Annotated in this window: 21 protein-coding genes and 1 tRNA gene; 12 read left to right on the top strand and 10 right to left on the bottom strand. The window is 53.4% G+C overall.

Features of this window, described 5'->3' with window-relative positions; translation table 11 throughout:
- The first annotated feature begins 39 nt into the window (after nt 1-39).
- From ftsA to CUZ56_RS08020, 4 genes are all read left to right on the top strand, one after another.
- Entirely contained in the window at nt 40-1,269 is a 1,230-nt protein-coding gene (gene ftsA, locus CUZ56_RS08035) for a cell division protein FtsA (protein WP_126979863.1), read from the top strand.
- 115 nt (nt 1,270-1,384) lie between these two features.
- Complete coding sequence (gene ftsZ / locus CUZ56_RS08030) at nt 1,385-2,617, top strand: cell division protein FtsZ (RefSeq protein ID WP_126979862.1); 1,233 nt, start codon at nt 1,385-1,387, stop codon at nt 2,615-2,617.
- A gap of 252 nt (nt 2,618-2,869) precedes the next feature.
- Nucleotides 2,870-3,811 (top strand): UDP-3-O-acyl-N-acetylglucosamine deacetylase, encoded by a 942-nt coding sequence (gene lpxC / locus CUZ56_RS08025; protein ID WP_126979861.1) that lies wholly within the window; start codon nt 2,870-2,872, stop codon nt 3,809-3,811.
- 7 nt (nt 3,812-3,818) lie between these two features.
- A complete protein-coding gene (locus tag CUZ56_RS08020; RefSeq protein WP_239442262.1) occupies nt 3,819-3,995 on the top strand; it encodes a hypothetical protein in 177 nt (58 codons plus the stop codon).
- Nucleotides 3,996-4,051: 56 nt separating this feature from the next.
- On the opposite strand, the gene CUZ56_RS08015 is transcribed toward CUZ56_RS08020, so the two are convergent.
- Genes CUZ56_RS08015 through ftsY form a run of 3 tightly spaced genes read right to left on the bottom strand, consistent with a single transcriptional unit; the run spans nt 4,052 to nt 6,761 of the window.
- Nucleotides 4,052-4,942 (bottom strand): hypothetical protein, encoded by an 891-nt coding sequence (locus CUZ56_RS08015; RefSeq protein ID WP_126979859.1) that lies wholly within the window; start codon nt 4,940-4,942, stop codon nt 4,052-4,054.
- Nucleotides 4,939-5,502, bottom strand: a complete 564-nt coding sequence (locus tag CUZ56_RS08010) for a GNAT family N-acetyltransferase (protein WP_126979858.1) — start codon at nt 5,500-5,502, stop codon at nt 4,939-4,941. The genes CUZ56_RS08015 and CUZ56_RS08010 overlap by 4 nt, the downstream gene beginning before the upstream one ends.
- A 23-nt stretch (nt 5,503-5,525) precedes the next feature.
- Nucleotides 5,526-6,761 carry a signal recognition particle-docking protein FtsY gene (ftsY, locus tag CUZ56_RS08005; RefSeq protein WP_126979857.1) on the bottom strand — a complete coding sequence of 412 codons (1,236 nt, stop codon included), beginning with the start codon at nt 6,759-6,761 and terminating at the stop codon, nt 5,526-5,528.
- Between the two features lie 163 nt (nt 6,762-6,924).
- Between ftsY and CUZ56_RS08000 the strand changes: the two genes are divergently transcribed.
- The 6 genes from CUZ56_RS08000 to CUZ56_RS07975 are packed head-to-tail and all read left to right on the top strand — an operon-like array spanning nt 6,925 to nt 11,742.
- Nucleotides 6,925-8,346 (top strand): M16 family metallopeptidase, encoded by a 1,422-nt coding sequence (locus CUZ56_RS08000; protein WP_126979926.1) that lies wholly within the window; start codon nt 6,925-6,927, stop codon nt 8,344-8,346.
- 42 nt (nt 8,347-8,388) lie between these two features.
- On the top strand, nt 8,389-9,789 hold the full coding sequence (locus CUZ56_RS07995; RefSeq protein ID WP_239442259.1) for a M16 family metallopeptidase: 1,401 nt from the start codon (nt 8,389-8,391) through the stop codon (nt 9,787-9,789).
- A 41-nt stretch (nt 9,790-9,830) separates the two neighbouring features.
- Nucleotides 9,831-10,445, top strand: a complete 615-nt coding sequence (gene rsmD, locus CUZ56_RS07990) for a 16S rRNA (guanine(966)-N(2))-methyltransferase RsmD (RefSeq protein WP_126979924.1) — start codon at nt 9,831-9,833, stop codon at nt 10,443-10,445.
- A 38-nt stretch (nt 10,446-10,483) separates the two neighbouring features.
- Nucleotides 10,484-10,984, top strand: coding sequence for a pantetheine-phosphate adenylyltransferase (gene coaD / locus CUZ56_RS07985; RefSeq protein ID WP_126979856.1), 501 nt, complete (start codon nt 10,484-10,486; stop codon nt 10,982-10,984).
- Nucleotides 10,985-11,024: 40 nt separating this feature from the next.
- Nucleotides 11,025-11,291 carry a YfhL family 4Fe-4S dicluster ferredoxin gene (locus CUZ56_RS07980; RefSeq protein ID WP_126979855.1) on the top strand — a complete coding sequence of 89 codons (267 nt, stop codon included), beginning with the start codon at nt 11,025-11,027 and terminating at the stop codon, nt 11,289-11,291.
- Between the two features lie 58 nt (nt 11,292-11,349).
- A complete protein-coding gene (locus CUZ56_RS07975; protein ID WP_126979854.1) occupies nt 11,350-11,742 on the top strand; it encodes a hypothetical protein in 393 nt (130 codons plus the stop codon).
- Between the two features lie 57 nt (nt 11,743-11,799).
- Here the strand turns inward: CUZ56_RS07975 and pth are convergent, their stop codons facing one another.
- The 7 genes from pth to CUZ56_RS07940 all read right to left on the bottom strand — a co-directional run bounded on the left by pth (nt 11,800) and on the right by CUZ56_RS07940 (nt 18,506).
- Nucleotides 11,800-12,387 carry an aminoacyl-tRNA hydrolase gene (gene pth / locus CUZ56_RS07970; RefSeq protein ID WP_126979853.1) on the bottom strand — a complete coding sequence of 196 codons (588 nt, stop codon included), beginning with the start codon at nt 12,385-12,387 and terminating at the stop codon, nt 11,800-11,802.
- Between the two features lie 117 nt (nt 12,388-12,504).
- Nucleotides 12,505-13,137, bottom strand: a complete 633-nt coding sequence (locus CUZ56_RS07965) for a 50S ribosomal protein L25/general stress protein Ctc (protein WP_126979852.1) — start codon at nt 13,135-13,137, stop codon at nt 12,505-12,507.
- Between the two features lie 97 nt (nt 13,138-13,234).
- Nucleotides 13,235-14,218: a ribose-phosphate pyrophosphokinase gene (locus tag CUZ56_RS07960; protein WP_126979851.1), complete on the bottom strand. Its 984-nt coding sequence runs from the start codon at nt 14,216-14,218 to the stop codon at nt 13,235-13,237.
- Between the two features lie 159 nt (nt 14,219-14,377).
- Nucleotides 14,378-14,454: transfer RNA gene (locus tag CUZ56_RS07955), tRNA-Gln, on the bottom strand.
- 72 nt (nt 14,455-14,526) lie between these two features.
- The gene (ispE, locus tag CUZ56_RS07950) at nt 14,527-15,486 is read right to left on the bottom strand and encodes a 4-(cytidine 5'-diphospho)-2-C-methyl-D-erythritol kinase (RefSeq protein ID WP_126979850.1); all 960 of its coding nucleotides are present in this window, start codon (nt 15,484-15,486) and stop codon (nt 14,527-14,529) included.
- 60 nt (nt 15,487-15,546) lie between these two features.
- On the bottom strand, nt 15,547-16,122 hold the full coding sequence (locus CUZ56_RS07945; protein WP_126979849.1) for a lipoprotein insertase outer membrane protein LolB: 576 nt from the start codon (nt 16,120-16,122) through the stop codon (nt 15,547-15,549).
- Nucleotides 16,119-18,506 (bottom strand): tetratricopeptide repeat protein, encoded by a 2,388-nt coding sequence (locus CUZ56_RS07940; RefSeq protein WP_162615287.1) that lies wholly within the window; start codon nt 18,504-18,506, stop codon nt 16,119-16,121. The genes CUZ56_RS07945 and CUZ56_RS07940 overlap by 4 nt, the downstream gene beginning before the upstream one ends.
- A 145-nt stretch (nt 18,507-18,651) precedes the next feature.
- On the opposite strand from CUZ56_RS07940, the gene mutM reads away from it, so the two are divergent.
- Nucleotides 18,652-19,464 (top strand): bifunctional DNA-formamidopyrimidine glycosylase/DNA-(apurinic or apyrimidinic site) lyase, encoded by an 813-nt coding sequence (gene mutM, locus CUZ56_RS07935; protein WP_126979847.1) that lies wholly within the window; start codon nt 18,652-18,654, stop codon nt 19,462-19,464.
- Nucleotides 19,465-19,601: 137 nt separating this feature from the next.
- Nucleotides 19,602-21,587: a dynamin family protein gene (locus tag CUZ56_RS07930; RefSeq protein ID WP_126979846.1), complete on the top strand. Its 1,986-nt coding sequence runs from the start codon at nt 19,602-19,604 to the stop codon at nt 21,585-21,587.
- The last annotated feature ends 30 nt before the right edge of the window (nt 21,588-21,617 follow it).

The following is a 21,617-nucleotide window of genomic DNA, read 5'->3' as shown; positions in this document are numbered from 1 at the left end:
TGAGATATAGGAAACAACTGGTATAAGGATGCAAGGCAAATGGCCAAGGAATACAAAGATCTTGTCGTAGGACTTGATATCGGAACCAGCAAGGTCATGGCAGTGGTTGCTGAGATTTTGCCAAGCGGCGAGCCCAAGCTGGCCGGGCTGGGTATTGCCCGCAGTGAAGGCATCAAGCGCGGGGTTGTGGTCAATATTGACGCCACGGTGCAAAGCATTCAACTGGCATTGAAAGAAGCCGAGTTGATGGCTGACTGCAAGATATCGCGTGTGTATACCGGCATCACCGGCAGCCATGTGCGCGGTGTGAATTCCAGCGGCATGGTGGCGATCAAGGATAAAGAGGTCACCCCCACCGATGTGGCGCGTGTGATTGAAACGGCCAAGGCAGTCAATATTCCCAATGACCAGCGTTTGCTGCTGGTGGAGCCGCAGGAGTTTGTGATTGACGGGCAGGATGTGCGTGAGCCCATCGGCATGAGCGGTATCCGGCTGGAAGTGAAAGTGCATATTGTGACCGGCGCACAAAGCGCGGCAGAAAACATCATCAAGTGTGTGCGCCGCTGCGGTCTGGAAGTGGAACAACTGGTGCTCAACCCGCTGGCGTCTGCCACTTCGGTGCTGACCGATGATGAAAAAGAACTGGGCGTTGCGGTGGTGGATATTGGCGCAGGCACAACCGATGTGGCGATTTTTACCAGCGGTGCCATTCGCCATACGGCGGTGATTCCGATTGCTGGTGACCTGATCACAAGCGACATTGCGATGGCGTTGCATACGCCCACACGCGATGCCGAGCAGATCAAGGTGGAATCGGGATATGCCAAGCAGTTGCTGGCCGACCCGAACGACCAGATTGAAGTGCCCGGCCTGGGTGACAGGCAGCCCCGTATGCTGGGGCGGCAGGCGCTGGCTGGCGTGATTGAGCCGCGTGTGGAAGAGATTTATGCGCTGGTGCAGCAGGCTATTCGCGAGTCGGGGTATGAAGAGTTGCTGTCCTCGGGCATTGTGCTTACCGGTGGCGCAGCAGAGATGCCAGGCATGATTGAGCTGGCAGAAGATATTTTCTTGAAGCCGGTGCGTCGTGGTGTGCCGATGTATTCGCGCGCCATGGCCGATATGGTGTCAAGGCCACAGGCAGCCACAGTCATGGGGCTGATCAACGAAGCCGGGCTGGCCAGAATGCGAGGGCATAAGGTGGCGGTCAAGGCGGGGTCGATGAAGAATTTTTTCGGGAAGATGAAAGACTGGTTTGTCAAAAGTTTTTAACTATATAGATAAAAAAAAAGCGAAGCGAGGGATGGTGGTGTATCTGATGGATATGCTGTTGTTCAACAAAGTTAAGCAATCGTAATTTTGAGTTTTTATTAAAGGAGAAGGGATTATGCCAATCGAGATGATTGAAGAGTTCAATCAGGGCACCCAAATTAAAGTGATCGGTGTGGGTGGTGGCGGAGGCAATGCAGTTGAGCATATGATTGCCTGCGGCGTTCAGGGTGTTGAATTTATCAGTGCCAATACCGATGCACAAGCGCTCAACCGTTCGGCTGCTCATCAACTGATCCAGTTGGGCAGCAGTGGTTTGGGAGCTGGGAGCAAGCCTGAAGTGGGGACGGAATCTGCCGAAGAGGCCGTTGACCGTATTCGTGAAACCATTCGTGGTGCACATATGCTGTTTATCACTGCCGGCATGGGTGGTGGTACCGGTACCGGTGCAGCACCGGTGATTGCCCGTGTAGCCAAGGAAATGGGTATTCTGACCGTAGGCGTGGTGACCAAGCCGTTTGATTTTGAGGGTGGTAAACGCTCGAAAAATGCGGAAGAAGGGCTGGAGCAGCTTGAAAACAATGTGGATTCTCTCATTGTTGTGCTCAACGACAAGCTGCTTGAGGTTTTGGGAGATGACATTTCCCAGAAAGAGGCTTTTGCGGCGGCCAATGACGTGCTTAAAAACGCGGTTGGCGGCATTGCCGAAGTGATCCATGGCTGGGGCGAAGTGAACTGTGACTTTGAAGACGTACGCACAGTGATGAGTGAGCCTGGTAAGGCGCTGATGGGAACATCGACCGCTTCTGGCCCGGACCGTGCCCGCATTGCAGCAGAGCAGGCGATTGCATGCCCGCTGCTGGAAGGGGTTGACCTGCAGGGTGCACGTGGTGTGCTGGTGCTGATTGCCGCCGCAGACGGACAGCTTAAGCTCAATGAAAGCCGCGTGGCGATGAATACCATCCGTGCCTATGCATCTGATGAAGCACACGTGATTTTTGGTACAGCACGCGACGATTCTTTGGGTGAAAATATCCGCGTTACGGTGATTGCCACGGGCCTGAGCCGTCAACCCAGAGCGCAGAAACAGCCTGAACTGCGTGTCATGTCAGGTCTGCGTACCGGTACGGACAATATCCCTTTGGCCAGCATGGTTCAAAGCCCATCGCAGGTCAATATCGGGGTGAAAGAGCCGGGAACTGCCGCTGGACGGGATTACTCTAAGCTGGGTACGCCAAGTGTATGGCGCAGTGGTCGCAACCCTTCCGCGTCGGCCAGGGTAGATGCTTTGTCATCTGGCGGAATGGATGACATTGAGATCCCAGCATTCCTGCGCAAGCAGGCCGACTGATTGCACAGGCGCGGGAGTGCTGCGCAGTGAAGGGCAATCAGCCAACCTGGTTGGCTGCACGCTTTGCTACTGCACAGCCTTCCACCTGTGTTCAGTTGAAGAGGTGATTTTGGAGTTGCTGTATGTATGTAATGGGTTGCCTGTTTTTTTGTATGGAGATGATTGCCGTGCAGAAAAAAAACGACAATTACAGGCATAATAGAGGATGTAAATCACTTTTAGACAGTGAAGTGATCGCATAAATAAAACATCATGATCAAGCAATGTACGTTAAAAACCATCACCCGAGCCGTTGGTGTTGGTTTGCACAGCGGCCAGCGTGTCGAGTTGACACTCAGACCGGCCCAACCTGATACCGGAATTGTTTTCCGTCGGGTGGATTTGCCGCACCCGGTTGATATTCCGGTCAATGCGTATGCCATTTCGGATACCCGTCTGGCATCGACCATCTCTGCCGATGGCGAGCCTGGCAGTCCGCGTATTCACACCATCGAACACCTGATGTCGGCGTGTGCAGGACTGGGGATTGATAACCTGTATATTGATATCACCGCAGAAGAGGTCCCGATTCTGGATGGTTCTGCCGCTTCCTTCGTATTTTTGCTGCAAAGCGCAGGTATTGAACAGCAGAACGCACCGCGCCGGTTTTTGCGTGTGAAAAAGGCTGTTGAAGTGCGGGAAGGCGAAGGGACAGATGAAAAATGGGCCAGGCTGGAGCCTTATCACGGCTTTAAGCTGGCGTTCAAGATTGAATTCAAACACCCGGCAGTTGATGCGACAGGACAGCAGGTTGATTTTGACTTTGCCGAGGGTTCTTATGTGCGCGATATTGCGCGTGCCCGTACATTTGGTTTTACCAAAGATGTGGAGTACATGCGCTCCAATGGGCTGGCGCTGGGTGGCGGTATGGATAACGCCATTGTGATGGATGATTTCCGTGTGCTCAATGCCGATGGCCTGCGTTATGACGATGAGTTTGTCAAACACAAGATGCTGGACGCCATTGGTGACCTGTATGTCGTAGGTTACCCGCTGCTGGCGTCTTACCATGCATACCGTTCCGGACATGGACTCAACAACAAACTGCTGCGCGCCTTGCTGACCGAGCAGGATGCCTGCGAAATTGTGACGTTTGAGCATACAAAAGACGCTCCGCGCGCCTATGTTCACCCGCAGGCGGTAACTGCCTGGTGATCGCCTGGTGATTTTTCTACCGGTTTTTATCATATTGCTGCTGGGTGCTGCTGCCGTGCTGTTTGTCATGTATGCACGCACCAAACAGCCACGTTACCGCGCACTGGCTATCGTGCTAGTCAAATGGACGCTGATTGCAGCGCTGCTCAGCTTTTCGGTGGTCGCAATTGATTTTTTCTTTTAGTGTCTAGTGATAGATAGGTCTGTCTTTTTTAAAGAATTCTCAATTTGGTTTCGCTATCACAGGGGCTCAGACCAGCGTTTGATTTCTGCATCTTCAAATTGACGCTGATGTTTGTTGCGCAGGTTGAGCAAAAACGCATATACCGGTTCTCCCATTAAAAGTGTAAAGAACAGCCCCAGAAAGGCAGAGATGTAGTGTTTGTTCTTTATGTCAAGGTACAGGTCCTTAAAGCCACTTAATTGCCAGTAATGCTTTCCCCGGCGTGGGGTGATCGTTTGGAACTCGGTAGTCATAAAAGTGCGGATACATTCCCATTGCTTCAAAATATCAGCTTCTGAATTACCAAATGTATTAAAAAGATAAGGTGTTACCGGGGTATCTGTCAGTATGTCTGTCACATAGAGTCTGAAACCGAAGCAGTTATACGCTTTTGGAGGCACATAAACAGCCGAGGTCGGACCCTGATTTTGAACATGCACTGTACCGACACCAAGTATGTGCGTCCAAGGGACAAAGCACCATGAACCTTTGCCTTTATAAATACAGGCTTCTTGACGCTGGCGATGAAAGCGGACAGCCGGAAGTGGCGTGAGCATGACCAGGCGAATGGTCGCCAGCAATACTAAAGGTAACATCACCCACGCGATGATGCGGGCGTACAGCAGATCATTTTCAGTCAATGGTGTGAAGACATCGAAAAAAACAAAATAGCACAACAAGTGAAGGGAAATAGTTCCCCAGGCCATATAAAAGGGGATGAGGCCTGGTCTGGCAGTTGGATAGATATCCATGTAAGCATGGGTCATGTTACCGATCATGTCATTGATATCTTCTGCGGGGAATCCTGATGCCGTTGACGGGAGCGCAAAATAACGCATTCCCAAAGGGGCGTTTTCTTCGTTAATCACGATAGGGCTCAGTGGTTGAGAAAGGCATTGTTCTGTCATGCTGTAAGGCTTTGCCACTGGGCGAATGAAAGTGTATATAAGCAGTGTTTTTTCAATGGGTGATCACCAGGCACCAGCGGGTGCTCAAAATAATGGGGAGCCAAGTGCATACCCAGCCGCTGCATGACTGCCTGTGAGCGCAGGTTTTGCAAAGTGGTGAAAGCAACAATTTCTGCCAGATGGAGGGTGGTAAACCCTGTGTGTAAAGCTGCCCGTGCTGCTTCTGTGGCATAGCCATGCCCCCAGTGGGCTTTGTCAAGCCGCCAGCCTATTTCTGTACAAGGGCCAAATGGCAGCCGGTATGCAGGCTGGTTCAGGCCAACAAAGCCGATAAACTGCTGTGAGCTTTTCAGTTCAACTGCCCAAAATCCCCAGCCGTTTTCGGCAATCTGCTGCTGGTAGCGTTGGGCAACAGCATCACTTTCTTCACGGGCCAGCGGCGCCAGAAAAAATTCCATGACTTTAGGGTCGGCATTGAGTCTGGCAAATGGCTGAAAATCAGCCTGCTTCCATTGGCGTAACAGCAGGCGGGCGGTTTCAATCTCAATGGGGGCAGGCATCGTGTCTGTTCAGGTGTGCGCGATCAGTCGTGCAGCAGTGCGTGGGCAAATTCACGGGCGTTGAAGGTTTGAAGGTCTTCAACCTGTTCACCAACACCAATGAAATACACGGGCACAGCGTTGCCGCCGGCTTTTTGGCGTTCGGCAGACCACAGCGCAATGGCTGCAATCACGCCGCCTTTGGCGGTGCCATCCAGTTTGGTGACCACCAGCCCGGTCAGGTCAATGGCGGCATCGAATGCCTTGACCTGTGCCAGTGCGTTCTGGCCAGTGTTGCCGTCCACAACCAGCAGCACCTCATGCGGAGCGCCTTCCATGGCCTTGCCGATGACGCGGCGTACTTTTTTAAGTTCGTCCATCAGGTTCAACTGGGTTGCCAGACGGCCGGCCGTGTCAACCAGCACCACGTCGACACCGCGGGCTCGCCCGGCGGTCACGGCATCGTAGCTGACCGATGCCGGATCGCCGCCTTGTTGGGCAATGACTTCCACGGTATTGCGGTCGGCCCAAACAGCCAACTGTTCGCGTGCGGCGGCGCGGAATGTGTCGCCTGCAGCTAATAGGACTTTGCAGCCTGAAACCGCCAGATGCCGGGTCAGTTTGCCAATGGTGGTGGTTTTTCCGGCGCCATTGACACCCGAAACCATGATGACGGTGGGTTGCTGCTCGCCGATGCGCAAAGCGGATTCCAACGGCGTGAGCAGCTCGGTAAGGGCGTCTTCCAGCAGGGTCCTGACGGCTGCCGGTTCGGTGGTTTTGGTGTTTTTGATGCGTTCGCGCAAATCATCCAGCAGATACTGGGTTGCCGCAGTGCCGGCGTCAGCCATCAGCAGGGCGGTTTCCAGTTCTTCATAAAGGGTTTCGTCAATTTGGGTTCCGGTAAAGACTTGGGTAATGCTTTGCCCGGTTTTTTTCAGGCCGGAGGTCAAACGGCTGAACCAGCCGCGCCGCTCGGCAGGAACTTCTTCCTGTTTTTCGGCTTCTAATGGGGCTTGAAGAGCTTCTTTTTCAGCATCAATTTCAGCATGAGTTTCAGACTCGGCAGGTGTTGAAACAGGCGTTTCTGCTTCTGTATGATCTTCCTGAATGGTTTCAGGCGCTGTTTCTGCTGCGGGCAGGGCTGTTTCGTCACTTGTTTCAGTGTCGGTTTGAAGCCATGGATCCGATTCGGAAGATATGTCCGGTGTTTCCTGAAACGTTGGTGCAGTATCTGGCGTTTGAGGCTGGTCTTTTTTCTTTTTTCTAAAAAAACTAAACATAGGTTGTAAGTGTCATAATTCAGGTCAATAAACAGAGGTACGTGGCAATGCCTTGTTGGGCGCCACGCACTGCCAGAGTTATTATCTTTTAGAATGTGCTCATTCTATGAAAACATCGCATATTATGGTTCGTTTCACGTATATCTTGACATGGGTGCTGTGTATGGTGGTCACACCGGCATGGGCACAGCCGGCATCTGAGGCATCTGTTGTACCTGCTCCTGCTCAGCAGAGCAGTGCGGCAACAGAACCTCAAGTATATGAGTATCGCCTGGACAACGGCATGACGCTGTGGGTCAAGCCGGATCACCGGGCACCCACCGTAACACATATGGTCTGGTACCGGGTGGGTTCGCGTGATGAAGTGGACGGGACTTCTGGTGTTGCGCATATGCTGGAGCATATGATGTTCAGAGGCACTTCGGCGATTCCCGGTGGTGGTTTTTCTCGCCGGGTTGCTGAACTGGGCGGAGATGACAATGCTTTTACCAGCTATGACATGACAGCTTACTATCAGCAGATTCCTAACCAGGCGCTGCCTGAGGTGATGCGCATGGAGGCTGACCGCATGAGAAATCTGACGCTCAATGAAGCTGACTTTCTCAAGGAACTGGAGGTGGTCAAGGAAGAGCGCCGAATGCGTACCGACGAGCGTCCCCGGGCTCAACTGTGGGAGCAACTGCGGGCAACGACATTCATGGCTGATCCGTACCACCGCCCTGTTATTGGCTGGATGAGCGATCTGGACGCCATGACGGTCAATGATGCACGTGAGTTTTATCAGCGCTGGTATCGGCCTGATAATGCCGCGGTGATCATTGTGGGTGATGTGCAGCCAGAAGATGCGCTCCAGATGGCGACGCAGACATACGGCAAGATTGCCACCCCTGCCACGGCGTTGGCGCCTGGAAAACCGCGTACCGAACCTCAGCAGCAGGGGATTCGGCGCATTGAACATAAAGCGCCGGCGGCTCAGTCGTATGTGGCCTTGGCCTTTAAGGTGCCAGGTATTGCAAGCTGGGATAAGGACGATGCCCAGTCACAGGATGCCTACGCTTTGACGCTGCTGGCTGCGGTGCTGGACGGCACATCCTCCTCCCGTTTACAACGCCAACTGGTGCAGGGAGAAGGCGGCAAGCGCATTGCAGACAGTGCCAGCGCTGGTTATGAGCTGGTTGCCAGAGGGCCTGTGTTGTTTGTGGTGTCCGGTGTGCCGGCACAAGGCCATACGCCCGAAGAGCTGGAGCAGGCATTGCGCGCTGAAATTGCCCGTATTGCCCGTGAAGGAGTGGACGCCAAAGAACTGCAGCGCATTAAAACACAATGGGTCGCTTCGCAGGTTTACCAGAATGATTCCCTGATGTCGCAGGCACAGGATCTGGGCAGCAACTGGATTTTGTATGCCCCGCCACTGGCCACGGACTTGCTGCTGGAGCGGTTGCGTGAGGTAACGCCTGAGCAGGTGCAGGCGGTTGCTGCACGTTATTTTGGTGATGATCAACTGACGGTGGGCATTTTGAGGGCACAGCCGTTGCCGGCAGGAGCTGCTGCACAGGACGAAGATGCGCCTGCTGCACTGCATTGATTTTCAGACAATAGCCAAACAGCGCATGAATGGTCATATAGCATGAGATTGAAAAATTTGAATTTTCTGGCAGAAATGATGCAGCAAATGTCAGCACGGATGTTTCGCAGTGTACTGGGCGTGGTCGCAAGCGTTGCGATTCTGGCAATTGGCAACACGGCACATGCCGGGCCACAGATTGAGCAGTGGACTCTGGACAATGGCGCCAAGGTTTACCTGGTGCAAAGCCGCTCCTTGCCGATGCTGGATGTGAATATCGCGTTTGACGCAGGCTCCAGGCGTGACCTTGCGGACAAAATCGGACTGGCAGACTTTGCTGCCATACTGGCTGACAAGGGTGTGACAGCAGGGACAAACGCCGGCCAGGAGCCTGCACTGGATGAAAACGGTGTGACGGATGCGTGGCTCGATCTGGGTGGAATTTTTGCGGCTTCTGCCAGCCGGGACGAGTTTGCTTATTCGCTGCGCACATTGACGTATCCGGACGTTTTGCCCGAAGCGGTTGCACTGGCTGCGCGCGTGATTGCGTACCCCAGTTTTCCGGCCGATGTATTGAAGCGTGAGCAGGCCAGAGCGGTTGCAGCGCTGAAAGAAAGCCTGACACAACCCGGGCCTGTGGCCTCGCGCGCTTATTATGCTGCGGTGTATAGCGGACACCCGTATGCAGATCAGTATACGGAGCAGACGCTGAATGCCATTACGGTTGCGGATTTGAAAAACTTTCACGCACGTTATGTACTGCCGTGCCGCGCACGGATTTCAATGGTAGGCAATGTGAGCCGTGAAGAGGCCAATGACATTGCGCAAAAACTGTTGTCGCAACTGCCGCAATCAGGCGCTTGTCCGGCACTGCCTGAGGTGGCAGAGGTGCCTGCGTTAACACAAGCGGTGCATGAAAATATGAAGTTCAACGCCGCTCAGGCCCAGATTCTGGTGGGTGCGCCTGGCATCAAGCGCAGCGATCCGGATTTTCTGGTGCTGGTGGTAGGTAACCATGTGCTGGGCGGCAATGGTTTTTCTTCCCGTCTGATGCAGCAGGTGAGGGAGGAACGCGGGCTGACGTATGGCGTGGGGAGCTATTTTGCACCGGGCGCCAATGTGGGCGCGTTTACCATCTCGCTGAAAACCCGTCCTGATCAGGCTCAGGAAGCACTCACAGTGGTGCAACAGGTGTTGACGACATTTATGAATGAAGGGCCAACCGAAGCGGAATTGCAGGCGGCCAAGGCGAATCTGGTGGGCGGTTTTCCGTTGATGTTTGACAGCAATGCCAAACTGCTCAGGCAGGTGGCTAACATTGCCCGCAATGATCTGCCGCTTGATTATCTGGACCAGTGGCCGCATTTGATTGAAGCGGTGACGGCAGACCAGGTCAAGCAGGCGTTTCAGCGTGTGATTGATCCTGACAAGATGGTGACGGTGGTGTTGGGCGCTCAGGAATAGGCAATGGTTGTCTGGCAGGATCGCGGCGCGTGGCGGGTACAGTGAAAACGCATCATTCCAAACCCCAGAGCCGACCGGCTGTGCCGGTAAAACGCCGCCTGGGCAGTGCACCGGGAGAGGTGCGGATTGTTGGCGGGCAATGGAAGCGTACAAAATTGCCGGTGATGGATATGCCGGGTTTGCGGCCAACACCGTCCCGGGTGCGTGAAACGCTGTTCAACTGGCTGGGGCAGGATTTGTCCGGCTGGCGTTGTCTGGATGTATTTGCCGGGACGGGTGCACTGGGGTTTGAGGCGGCTTCCCGGGGGGCAGCCCACGTGACATTGGTCGAAAAAGACAAACGTCTGGCCCAACACCTGCAACTGGTACGGCAAAAGCTGGAGGCTGCAAATGTGGAAGTGCTTTGCGGGGATGGCATGGCGGCATTAACGCGTTGTGAAGCTGGCAAAGTTGACCTGGTTTTTTTAGATCCGCCATTTGCTGCCGATCTGTTTGAAAATGCCTTGGTGCAAGCGCAACGTGTGGTGTCACCCGATGGTGCCATCTATCTGGAGGCAGACCGGCTAATTGAGCCCCCGAAAGGGTTATCCTGCTATCGTCAGGCGCGTGCAGGAGCAGTGTATTACCATCTTTTTATACCCGGCGGGGCATCGTAGCGTTTTTTTGTTGTTCTGTCATTAAATTGATAAAAACCATGATGAATGAAGTGATCGCAGTTTATCCGGGGACTTTTGATCCGCTGACCCGCGGGCATGAAGATTTGATTCGCCGTGCCAGCAAGATCTGGTCGAAAGTGATTGTGGCAGTGGCTGCTGCGCATCACAAAAAAACGCTGTTTGATGTGCAGGAGCGGCTGTATCTAGCGAAAGATGCACTGGCGGCTTACCCTACGGTGGAAGTGCAGAGTTTCTCAGGACTGCTGCAACACTTTGTCGAAGCCAACGGCGCCACAGTGGTTGTGCGTGGTTTGCGTGCGGCCAGTGATTTTGAATATGAGTTTCAGATGGCAGGCATGAACCGCCATTTGATGCCACAGGTGGAAACGGTTTTTCTGACACCTGGCGAGCAGTATCACTTTGTTTCTGCCACATTTGTGCGCGAAATTGCGCTGTTGGGCGGGGATGTATCGCAGTTTGTTTCTCCTGTTGTGGAGCAGTATCTGCAGAAGCGGCGTCAGCAAAAACAGTTAGGCTGACACCTGCTGATAGGAATATGCCGTGTAGGAAGGTTGCATTATGGCCTTGATGATTACCAGCGAATGTATCAATTGTGACGTTTGTGAGCCGGAGTGCCCGAATGAGGCGATTTCAATGGGGCCGGAGTATTATGTGATCGATCCCTTGAAGTGCACAGAATGTGTCGGGCACTTTGATGAGCCGCAGTGCGCACAGATATGTCCGGTTGAATGCATTCCGTTGAATCCGGATTACCGGGAAACTCAGGATGAGTTGCTGGAAAAATTCAACCTGCTTCAACTGACGAAACAAAAAGCGGCGGTTTGATTGCGGTTGATTGCGCGGCAGTAGCAAATGTATGCATAGAGCATGCAAGAGGATGGAGATGAAAAATCATTCAATCACGGCTGGAGCATTGTCTGTCATGACTGCTTTGATGTTAACGGCCTGTGCCAGCAGCGCTCCTTCGGAGGTGCGCGTTACCCAGGCGGACAGTGGCCGTCATATCAGAATGCATCGGGGACAGGAATTGGTGGTTGAAGTGCCGCGCAGCGGTTCTAATTATATGTGGGACGTTTTTGAGCATGGTCAGGGCGTTTTTGAAGCGCCGACCAGGCAGGTGTTGCAACTGTCTGAACAGGGGGCAGCCGTAGAGCGCTATGTTTTCATGGCGTTGCGGCAGGGGGAAGATCAGATCCGTATTGTTGAGCTGCCCTCCAACCACAGCACAGATATTCCCCGCAGTGAGTTGCAGTTGAATGTGACTGTGACGAATTGATCAGTATTTTTTTGCAGGGGCAAGTGAATCCCCTCAAACCTCTCCCTGGTGAGGCGCTTATGGCTGATCTGCCGCGGGTTTTGCATTGATGATGCGGGTGGCGGCTTCAAACTCTCCGGCAAGCAAGTCAGAGACAGCGCTCATGGTTTTGTCAATACAGTGTTGTATCGCGTTCCGGTTTTCTGCCGATGGGCGTTGTAATACCCAGTTGATCACCTCACTTCGCACCCCCGGATGTCCGATCCCAAGGCGCAGCCGCCAGTAATCACGTGTTCCTAGCCTGGCTTCAATATCTTTGAGCCCTTTATGTCCGGCGTGGCTGCCGGCAAACTTCAGTTTGGCGTGTCCTGGCAACAGGTCAAGTTCGTCATGGGCAACCAGAATTTCCTGGGCTTCAATTTTGAAAAAACGGGCCAGAGCGGCAACAGACTGCCCGGAGCGGTTCATATAGGTTTGAGGCTTCAGCAGCCAAACAGTCTCTCCGTTTTGCTGTGTACGGGCAACCAGGCCAAAATAGCCTTTTTCCATCCGCAATGTGGTGTTCCACTGGCTGGCCAGCGCATCAATCCACAGGAACCCGGCATTGTGTCGGGTTCCTTCGTATTCGGTTCCTGGGTTTCCTAAACCAACAAACAGCTTGATCATGGTGCTATTATCTGTGAGAAATAAAAAAGTCCGCTAAAGGGCGGACTTTTAGAGGCAAGGCATCAAATGACCGTCAATGGTATTTGATGCTTTACCGCATATCTGCGTTGATCCTGATCAGGATGCAGCAGGAGTAGCAGGCGCTGCTGCGTCAGCTGCTGGGGCAGCCGGAGCCTCGTCGGAAACTGTTTCTTCAACAATGTTGGAAGCAGTGACCAGCGTGAGGTCTTCTTCTGCATGGCTGACCACGTTCACTCCTTCAGGCAGGGTCAGGTCAGAGACGTGCATGGCACCATTTTTTTCCAGTTTGGAAAGGTCAACAGCAATAAACTCAGGCAGCTGGCTGGGTAAGCACTGGATTTCCAGTTCGCTGGCGATATAGTTAACCATCTGGCCGTCAATTTTGACTGCAGGGCTTTCTTCTGCACCGCTGTAATGCACAGGAACTCTGAGCGTAATGGGTTTTTTCATGTTCACACGTTGAAAGTCAATGTGTGTGATGAATGGCTTGTAGGCGTGGTATTGCACGTCTCGCAGCAGTACTTTGGTGACTTTGCCATCAACTTCCATGTCCAGAATGGAGGAGTGGAAAGCTTCTTTACGTGCAGCATGCCACAAAGCATTGTGGTCAAGCTCGATCGGCAGTGCATCACCATTGCCATAGACAATACCAGGAACTTTACCCGCACGGCGCAGGCGGCGGCTCGCACTCGTTCCCTGCTCTTTGCGTTCAAAAGCGACGAATTTCATGGATAACTCCAAAATCATTGAACCGCCGCGACCAGCGGTCCGGTTAAAAACTACAGCAGGCTTTTAAAAAAGCCTGCTGTAAGCGAAACTATCTATTTTAGCCTAAATTCAGGCCGGGTTGTTCCTGTTCAAGAAACAGGCTCATAACCGACTCACCCGTCGAGATGCGGTGTATGGTTTCTGCAAACAAGGATGCCACACTCAGCACCCGTATTTTGGGGCAGGCCTGCGCTGCCGGAGACAGCGGAATGGTGTTGGTGACAACCAGTTCATCCAGGGCGTTTCCGGATGAGAGCCGTTCAATGGCCGGGCCCGACAGGATCGGATGGGTACAGTAGGCCAGCACGCTCTTGGCGCCGCGCTCTTTGAGTACTTCGGCGGCTTTGATCAAGGTGCCTGCCGTATCGACAATGTCATCCATGATGACGCAGTTGCGGCCTTCGATTTCGCCAATGACGTGCATCACTTCGCTGACGTTGGGGCGAGGGCGGCGCTTGTCAATGATGGCCATATCGCACCCCAGGCCTTTGGCAAATGCACGCGCACGTACAACGCCGCCGACGTCAGGAGAGACGATCATCAGGTCGCTGTAATTTTTGCTGCGGATGTCTGCCAGAAGAATGGGCGTGGCATAGATGTTATCCGCCGGGATGTCAAAAAACCCCTGAATCTGGTCTGCGTGCAGATCCATCGTCAGCACGCGCGTTACGCCGACTGCCTGTAACATGTTGGCAACCACTTTGGCCGAAATGGGCACGCGGGCCGAACGCACCCGGCGATCCTGCCGGGCGTAACCGTAATAAGGAATCACGGCGTTGATGCGCTCGGCAGAGGCGCGTTTGAGCGCATCGACCATGATGATCAGTTCCATCAGGTTGTCATTGGTCGGGTGGCAGGTTGGCTGAACCACAAACACGTCCCGTGAGCGTACGTTCTGTTTGATTTCAACATAGACTTCGCCGTCAGAAAACTTGCTGACATTGGCTTTGCCCAGGGGGATGTTGAGTTGTGCTGTGATTTCCGCTGCAAGAGCGGGATTGGCGTTGCCTGTGAAGACAATATATTCATTAGGCGGATGCATCGTTATTCCGCAAGAGTTGGGGGTTGGTTTGATCCGCAACACATAAGAACCGACAAGAGCGAATAAGCTGATATTGCTCTTGAATGATGAATTGCAAGTTTGTGCATATCATCCCGGTTGACATATTGGAATATGAAGCCTGTGTTGTTTCTCAAAAAATGGCAGGGGCGGAAGGATTCGAACCTACGCATGCCGGAATCAAAATCCGGTGCCTTAACCAGCTTGGCGACGCCCCTACATACTTATTACAGTATCACATGATGACACTATAACCTTTTGAACCATACACTTTCGGTTCAACTCCACACTCAATCTGGCAGCCAGTCTGGGTGTGGATGTTCATCCAGAATTTTACACATCTTAAACTGCCAGCCAAAAGGCAATGAATTGGTTGACTGTTCAAGTGGATCAACACTCTTTCGCATGGCCGCAAAAACAGCACTGCCAGAGCCTGTCATGCGTGCCGGCCCTCCAGACAGATCTGACAGGTATTCAAGTGCCTGCCCGATCTGCGGCTGAAAAGCCACAGCAACTTGCTGCAAATCATTGTGTCCAAAATCAAACACAGCATAGGGGTTTTCGGCCCCGGTTTTCAGCAATGCATGCTGCTGTATTTCACTTTCGTTTTCAAAACGCTTTGAACACAGATCGAAAGAAGCGAAGTCCGCCATTCTAACAGGCTTTGTATTTCTTGTCAGTACAGGGCTTGAAAAAAGCTGTTGTGTAGAAACGCCAAATTCCGGTTTTAAAACAGCGATCGGGGTGTGAAAAGCAGTGTGGGGTAAAGCCAGGTCAGAAATCTGCTCGCCAACGCCCTCAACCCACGCCGGGCCACGATGCAGAAAGAAGGGAACATCTGCACCCAGTTGTTGCGCCAGGGCATGTAACTGTAGGGCGGTGAGCCGTGTTTGCCACAGGTGGTTTAATGCCAGCAGGGTGGTTGCAGCATCTGAACTGCCACCGCCCAGGCCGGCTTGCGCAGGGATGTTTTTTTGGATGGAGATATCTGCGCCATACGCGGTGCGGCTGTTTTGTTGCAGTAACCGGGCGGCACGGATGATCAGATCGTCTTCCGGCAGTGCGGCGCCCAGGTCATGACGGGTAATGACGGCATCGTTGCGGCGCTCAAAATGCAGCGTATCAAACCAGTCAATGGCGACAAATGCAGACTGCAGCAGATGATAGCCATCATGACGCCGGCCTGTGATATGCAGAAACAGGTTCAATTTGGCCGGGGCCAGAACATCGTGAAGGGCGTGTGGCTGCATGGCAATGATTGGTTTTTATGAATGATGCAGGTGGTTTATTTTGGAAAAAGGTGAAACGGTTTACAGAGAATGCGTCGGGGTGGTATTGTCATCATGCTCATCCACAATGGCCCTTAAACGCACACGGGGGGCGGGTTGTTGGCGTTCTGCACTGATGACGCCACCGGCAGCACGCGTGAGGTTGACTTCCCAGCCGGGAACGACCTGCTCAGTGGGTTTGCCTTGCAGCCAGTCAAACAGGGCCGCAATGGGGATGGTTTGTTCAAAGTAGGCTAGTGTGAGCGCATCCAGGCTTTCGTAATTCTGCGTTTCTTCACTGGTGGTCAGGACGGCTTTGCCGGGTTCCCAGTCAACCTGCGCGATTGTGCTGCCCACGGGGGTGGAAAGCCGCAGGGTGCCCTGAGCCGGGGAGCCGGCCAATTCGAAATGCGCCGACCATGAGTCTGCCTTGCTGCCCGGAATCCGTGGGTCAGCCTCCTGCGACAAAGCCAGCCGACCGGCAAAATACAGTGGGGCACCCAGATCACGCAAGCCATACAGTGGGCATGCTGTCAATGTCAAAGTAACCAGACATAACAGCAGCCATATATGCAGGCGCTTCCAGCCATGTGACAAAGCGGAGGGAAACCGGCTCATGGCAGGGTGACTTTCAGTCTCTCCAGCGTTTCTTTCAGGTCGGGATCATCAGGATACTGTTGCTGAACGTCACGCCAGATCAGCATGGCTTCTGCCTGTCGCCCGCTGTGCCAGAGCACTTCACCCAGGTGCACGCCAATTTCTGCGATAGAAGGGTCGAGGTCATATGCATTTTGCAGCCATTCCAGTGCTTTGCTCAGATTTCCCAGCTTGAATTCAATCCAGCCCATGCTGTCCAGAATAGGAGCACTGTCGGGTTGCAATGCATAAGCTTTCTCGATGAGTTCCTTGGCTTCCTGCAGGCGTATGCCACGGTTGGTTAACATATAACCCAGATCGTTGTAGGCCATGGCGTTTTCCGGGTCCAGTATCATGACACGGCGCAACAGCTTTTCGGCTTCTGCCATGTTGTCGAGCTGATCGGCCGCCACGGCTTGCAGTTGCATCAGCGCAGGAATTTCTGCTTTCTGCGTCATGGGCGAGAGCAGGTCATAGAGTTTTTGCCACTCACCTTTGGCGATCAGGGATTCGATGTAGATGGCCGACTGGTGTGCTGCCGCATCGCTGTCTGGAAGGCTGCGTGGCAACACTGCATCTGGCGGCAGGGTAAAGTCGTTGAGCATGCGTTGCGTGATGCGCAAACGTTTGAATGTCTGCTGCAATACATCGCTGTCCGGTGTATCAAGCCACGCGAGTTTCCATGTGGTCATAGCCTCATCGCGCATGCCCAGTACCCATTGCACTTCACCTAAGTGGGCGGCAACTTCGGAGTCTGGGTATTCATTGAATGCCTGTTGCAGGGTTTCCAGCGCTTTTTCAACCTGTCCTTCGCGGAATTCGACCCATCCCAGGCTGTCCATCATCATGGCGTTGCCGGGGTCGAGTTCGAGTGCTTTTTCAACCAGTTCTCTGGCTTCCGGCAAACGCTCATTGCGGTCAGCCAGGGTGTAGCCCAGCGCATTGTAGGCATGGGCATAGCTGGGGTTGAGGGCAATGACCTGGTGCAGCAAGGATTCCATTCGTGGGAAATGGCCGATACGTTCTGCAGCCATGGCCTGCAGGTAAAGCAGGTCGGCATCGGGTGTCACGCTGGCTTTGTCCAGCAGGTCATAGGCCTGGCGCCAGCGTTTGGCCTGCATCAGTATCTGTGCCTGCAACAGCGTTTTCTGCACGCTTTCCTGGGGTGTGCGGGTCGGAAGTCCAGCCGCAGCTTTGAACGCTTCGTTGTATTGACCGTCTTGTGCCAGCAGTCCGATATAGGCTTTCAGTGCCGGGATTTTGATTTCAGGGTCATTGATCTGGTCTATCCATTTTTGGGCTGCCGGCAGGCGCCCCAGGTCGGCTTCGGCCTGAGCCAGTTCCAGATAGCTTCTTTCACGGTTGTTTTGAGCTTCCGCAGACGCGTCGCTGGCTGTTTTTTCGAGATAAACCTGCAGGTTTTTCATACCTTCCTGGGTATGTTTGGTTTCAATCTGGAGGGAACCCAGAATAAACCAGGCAATGGCAGGCGTATCAGGGTTTTTTACAGCAATTTCCAGTTGCTGTATGCCCTGATTGATGCGCTGCTGGTGCAGCAGGGTCTGGATATAGGCCAGCCTTACCTGCTGGTCGGCCGATTCGTTTTTCAGATAAGCCTGCACCAGTTCTTCTGCCTGGGGTACCGAACTGTCAATCAGGCTGACGGCAGCCAGAATCGGTTCGGGCGCCTCTGGCGCCAAAGTATGGGCCTGTTCAATGGCGGCATATGCTTCATCGAGCTTGGACACCGAGAGCTTCATGATGCTCAGGGAAACCCAGGCGGCCATGGCTTCTTCGGAATTGGTTCCGCTGAGCCAGGGGGACAGAATGGACTGGTACCGGGGTTCTATCTCTTTGGCGTGTGGCGCCAGGTACTGGCCCAGTGCCGCAATGAACCGGGGGCGTTCTTCATCCGAGGTCAGGCGGATCATGGACTGCGCTGCATCTGTGATCTGGCCATAGCGCTGCATGCTGATCAGAATATCCAGAATGTAGCGGTTCGCATCTCTGGATGTGGGATCGGCTTTTTTCCATTCCTGTGCGGCTGTCAGCGCTGAACCGGTTACTTTGGCCTGCAAGGCAATGTTGACGGCACGCTCATAAAGTTGCGGGTCGCCGGATTGCTGGGCAGATTTCAAAATCAGGATATAGGCGTCGTTCAGGTTGCCGTCGATGTAATTCAGCTCGGCAGTCATGAGCTGGTAAAGAAGCCGGGCATCCAGCGAAGAAGAGCCGGGAAGGGTGCTGTTGCCGCCGGCGGTTTCCGGAGGTGCGCTGTGCTGTGCGCGTGGGTTTTGCGCAACACATGCCGTTAAGGGGAAAGCAACCAGCAGTGCGGTCAGTACACTTGCTGTAAAAGATCTCAAACTGTATTTTTGCATCTTGATCCGCTTGAAATAAAAGTAAAAAGCGCTAAATATGCATTCTATAGGCTCTGCGCTGTCCGTGGGGGTGTCAGTACAATAATGGCTGATTTTGAGAAGACTACAAAAGGGTCAACCTGCTTGTCATATGCCTGAATTACCCGAAGTTGAAGTAACGCGCCAGAGTTTCATGGCGCGAATCAGCCATGCACAGATTGTATCTGTCCGCATGGGCAAACCATTGCGCTGGCCGCTGGGCTGTGCGCCCGAGCAACTGTTGCAGCAAACCATATATCAGGTACGGCGGCGCGGTAAATACCTGATTTTGGACCTGGATGACGGTGTTTTGCTGATACACCTGGGGATGTCAGGGCACTTGGTGTTTGCCGAGCAATTGCCGGCACCTGCAGCGCATGACCACTTTGATTTGCATACGACGCATGGGGTTTTGCGGTTGCATGATCCGCGCCGTTTTGGCGCTGTGGTGTGGTCTGCCTCGCAGGACAGCGGGGCTGCGCTCAAGCTTTTGGGTGGATTGGGGGCTGAACCGCTCGATCCGGATTTTGATGTGCAGGCGTTCGCTGCCGCGCTCAAGCGGCGCCAGGCATCGATCAAACAGGTTTTGCTGGCAGGCGATGTGGTGGTTGGCGTTGGAAACATTTATGCCAGTGAGGCTTTGTTTCGGGCCGGGATCGACCCCAGAAAACCGGCGTGTAAGGTGAGCAAACCCAAAGCCCAAAAACTCGCAGGCACGATTCAGCAGGTGCTCAGTGAAGCCATCAGGCAGGGCGGGACGACACTGCGGGATTTTCGCAATTCCCATGGCGAATATGGCTGGTTTCAGTTGCAGGCACAGGTATATGGCCGTGCCGGTGAACCCTGTTTACAATGCGGGCGCCCGATCAATATGCTTCGGCAGGGGCAGCGTTCGACCTATTTTTGCCGGAATTGTCAAAAATAAAGTTGGGGAAAACTGGCGATATTGCTATCATGAACGATGAGGCGGCAGCCCTTGGGCCGGTTTCTGGCCGGTAAGCTGAGGGAAATGGCCCAAAAAGATAAAATAACGAATAAAGAGTAGGACGAAGGGTTAGAGGTGTGAGCGATATTCTTGCGAGTGGACTCAGTCATCTGGATCAGTGGCAACAGGAGAACTTGGTTCAACTGGACCTGCTGGAGGAATGGCTGCACCGGCATGATCTCACAGATGAGCAAATCCGCAATCTGCTGGGGGAAATGCGCTCCCGTTTGCAGGCCCACCAGCTGAATGTGGCGTTTGTTGCCGAATTCTCGCGTGGGAAGTCCGAGCTGATCAATGCCATTTTCTTTGCCAATGGCGGGCGCCGCATCATGCCGGCCTCGGTGGGGCGTACCACGATGTGTCCGGTTGAAATCGGATATGACAAAAATCTTCCTCCCTGCATTCGTCTGTTGCCCTTGGAAACCCGGCGCCAGAATATTCCGCTGGCGGAGTGGCGCTATGAACATGACAGCGCCTGGGTGGAGGAGCCGCTCGATATTGACGATATGGATCGCCTGGCTGAATCCATGATGAAAGTCAGCGAGCGGTATTATGTCACGCCGAAAGAAGCCGCTGATCTGGGCCTTTGGGATGAGGAGAATGCAGAGCAGAACCCTTCCGTGAACGCGCAGGGGCTGGTCGAAATTCCCAAATGGCGCCATGCCATTGTCAATTATCCGCACCCCCTGCTCAAGCGGGGTATTTCCATTCTGGACACCCCCGGCTTGAATACCGTAGGGGTGGAGCCTGAACTGACGCTGGATTTGCTGCCGCAGGCGCATGCCATATTTTTTATTCTGGCGGCAGATACCGGTGTGACACGTTCAGATCTGCAAATCTGGAAAAACTATCTGAGCGGGCCGAATGTGGCCGACCGGCCCTGTTATGTGCTGCTCAACAAGATTGATGTGTTGTGGGATGGTTTGTTAACACCCGTACAGGCGCGCCAGCAGTTGCAACAGCAGCGGGAAAACTGCGCGGCATTACTGGGTGTGCCGCTGAACCGGATTTTAGGCGTGTCTGCCCAGAAGGGCCTGGTGGGGAAAATCAAAAATGATTTTCAACTGCTTCAGGACAGCAGGCTGCCGTTTGTGGAGCGGTTGCTGGTCAGAGATCTGCTGCCAAAGCGCCAGCAGATTCTCCAGCAGGTGCTGGCTTCGGGAATTGATGAACTGCGTATCTATGTCAAAGAGCGGTTGATCAACCGCCAAAGCAACCTGAAAAAACAGTTGAACGAACTGAACGGGTTGCATGGCAAAAACACCGATATCATCAAACAGGTTACGCTGAAAATCGTAGCGCAGAAAGAGGCGCTGGATTCATTGCGTAAGCAGGCTTCTGCACTGCGGCATGGGCAGAAGAAGAAACTGAAAAAAATTGAGCACATGATGGACCACGAGGCCATTGATGAGGATATGGCCGAGCTGTCTATTGCCTCGCGTGATTCGGGCATGCGTTTGAGTATGACCAAGGTTTTTGAAGAGGCCATGGCCGCGTTAAATAAGCGAGCACAGCGGCTGTCCAAGCTGATTGTTGAGTTTGAGACCATTTTAAAAAATGACATGCAGTTGCTGGAAAAAGAGTACGGCATCAAGCTTTCAGTACCACAGGCGCCGGGCGTTGATGCATTGCTCAGCGATGTGGAAATGCTGCACAAACGGCATGAGAATTTTTTCGGCATCAACCAGGTGTTGCGTTTGCGCCGGCCTCACTATGCAGAGCAGATGTTTCGGACTCTGCTGACACGGGTGCGTTCGGTTTTCGACGAGGCATTCGATATGCTGGATTTGTGGAGTAACAATACGTATGGGGTTCTGGTTGTACAGATACAGGACCTTGAAGGCTCGATACAACATCTTTACGAGGGTATTCAGCGGGTTCAGACCGCCAAAGAGCCGCTGGATGAGCGTATTGAGGAAATGGAGCAGCAATATCAGCAATTATCGCAACTGCAAGAGGAATTTGATACGCGGATATCTGGCCTGGAGCAATGCTCTCTGGGCTATAAACCTTTGGTGGATTCATCTCAGGAAGATGAAAGCGATGCACCGGTTGCAACGTAACGGCCCGCGCTGCCAAATGGTTGATTTCTG

The sequence above is a fragment of the Saezia sanguinis genome, assembly GCF_003991585.1.
GTDB classification, from domain to species: Bacteria; Pseudomonadota; Gammaproteobacteria; order Burkholderiales; family Burkholderiaceae_C; genus Saezia; species Saezia sanguinis.
The sequence above is the reverse complement of the archived record's forward strand: the minus strand, read 5'-3'. Positions and strand labels throughout refer to the sequence as shown.